Here is a 2,500-nt window from a genome sequence, read left to right as displayed (position 1 = left end):
TCTACACCAAAGCCTTCGTCGGCAGCGTCAGATGTGTATAAGAGACAGAATTGATTCAATTAAATCAGTAGTGACTACTGCAGTTATTTCGTGTTTATCTTTTCCTTTGATTTGATCAATAATTTTTCGGTTAATATAGTCTGTGCTATCTTCAAAGAAATTTTTGTTAAATAATTTCATATGGTCCTTATAAATTGTATTATCTTTTTTTGATCCTGATATCATCCACAACATTTCGTGGTTTTCGTTTAATGCCTTATTAGTTAAATTCATAGAACCATTAAAAATAGCAAATTCATCTTGATTCTCAACAATAAAATACTTTGAATGAAAAAGTTTATCTTTAGTAAAACGAAGTTTGAGGGTTTCATTCTCTAATCTATTGATAAATTCTTCGCTCGCATTTGAAAGTTCTTTTACTTTTTGAGCGACATTAAAGTATTGGTTTAAGTTACTCCCAGTCTTTCGATCTTCAAGACCGAGTATAAGATTAATTTGCTGAAAATTTGGCAGCAGCAAATTTTCAATGATGTTAAAGCTACCTACAAAAGAAACACCACTGAAAGTGTCATATTTTTTAATAAGATCAAAAAACTTCGGCCGTTCTAACATCTGATTTTCGTTTAAATTATAGATTGTTAACATACTTTTCCTCTCATTTAAAGATGTGCTTTTAATTTTAACAGTTCAAACGAAAAATAATAGTAAAACTATTAGTAAAAAGTGGTCTAATAACTGTACTTTGATGGCAATCGTAATTTTGCTTGTTAAATGAAAATTTGATATAGATTATTCTAAAAAAAGAATTTATGGTTTTGCCCCACATGGTTAAAAGTAATTAAAAATGGTAATATTGTTGCAGGAGGATACTTGCAGCTGTAGGGATCTTTTAGTGTGTTCTCCACGTATGTGGAGGTGATCCTATACAGCTGAATGATTTTTCGTCCACACTGCCGTGTTCTCCACGTATGTGGAGGTGATCCTAGGGATATTTTTTAAATCAAAATCGTATAGTAGTGTTCTTCACGTAAGTGGAGGTGATCCCTTGATTGGATACGTAGTGCAAAAATCAATTAAGTGTTCTCCACGTAAGTGAGGGTGATCCACGTATGGGTTAGATATAAATGTGATCCCCACAATTGTGGGGGCTTGCCAAGTGAGATAAATATTGTTACTACTAAAGAAAATCGTATTGGTTATATAATTATTTGAAAAATTATATTCTTTATAAAACAATAAGTTTATAATGTAACCGTATAAACGGTTTTGAGAGGATTATTAAAAATGGAACAATTATCTTATCAAGCCAAGTCACTTTGGGGTAAAAAGAAGTTTGATCAGAATACTAAACAAGAACTTTGGCTGCCATTAATTGCTCATTTAACTGATACAAAAAATATAATGCATTGGCTTTATAATAACTGGATAAGTTCTGGAACCAAGAAAATACTTTGCCAAGATCTATCTGATGAAGAAATGCAGAAGCTTATTCAATTTCTCGGATTCTTTCATGATTTTGGCAAGGCAACGCCTGCTTTTCAATTGAAGGAATCCCATCCCTTTAATCGAAATTTGGACATTGATATAGAAGAAAAACTTCTTCGAGCAGGTTTTACAGAGCTTAACTTACACCAAAGAGATTTTAAGCTTTCTCCTCACCCAATCGCTGGAGAGGCGCTGCTGGAAAGATATGGCTTAAATCAATATATTGGTGTAATTATTGGAGGTCATCATGGCACTCCTCCCTCTGAAAAAGTCGATAGTCATATAGAGGAAAATACTTCTAATATTTGGGGTGCTGATCAGGATAAAGAAATTCAAAACCAATGGCAAACTGTTCAAAAGAACATCTTTGATTATGGCCTTGAGCTATGTGGCTATCAAGATATAAGTGAAGTTCCGATCGTGGATCGTCCCCAAGCCGTAATTCTCGAAGGGATGCTTATCATGGCTGATTGGTTTGCATCGAGCGAGTTTTTAAATGATAGAAATAATATTGAACTTTTTCCACTAATTGGTTTGGATAAAGGATTAGATGATTTAGATTTAACAGATCGTTATCATAATGCGATACATCATTGGGCAGTAACCGATCGCTGGAATCCTGCGTCAATGCCGTCGCCAACTCAAGAATTTAAACAAAGATTTAATCTCACGCCGCGTCCGGTTCAAGAAAAAATGTGTGCTGCCATCAATCAATTAGATGATCCTGGAATGGTAATAATTGAAGCTCCTACTGGAATTGGTAAGACTGAATTGGCTTTAGCTGCTGCTGAACAGCTAGCTTTTAAAACAGGTAGAGATGGGCTATATGTTGGACTGCCGACACAAGCAACTAGCAATGCAATGTTTTCTAGAGTAAAAAAGTGGCTAAGTTCAATTGCAAAACAGCAAGAAGAAACTCCAGATCTAAATTTGCTTCAAGGAAAAGCCAAGTTTTATCAAGATTATCGGAAGCTTCCATGTGCTGAAAATGTAGACATCGAAAATGATTATGGTG

General features: G+C 34.4%; 1 protein-coding gene. It reads left to right on the top strand.

Translation table 11 applies throughout. The features are described from left to right. Nucleotides 1-1,284: 1,284 nt before the first annotated feature. On the top strand, nucleotides 1,285-2,500 hold a 1,216-nt coding region (locus Q0Y70_RS09890; protein ID WP_297820558.1), incomplete at its 3' end, for a CRISPR-associated endonuclease Cas3''.

It is taken from the genome of uncultured Lactobacillus sp., assembly GCF_947367085.1.
GTDB lineage: Bacteria > Bacillota > Bacilli > Lactobacillales > Lactobacillaceae > Lactobacillus.
This window is presented reverse-complemented; position numbering and strand designations above follow the sequence as displayed.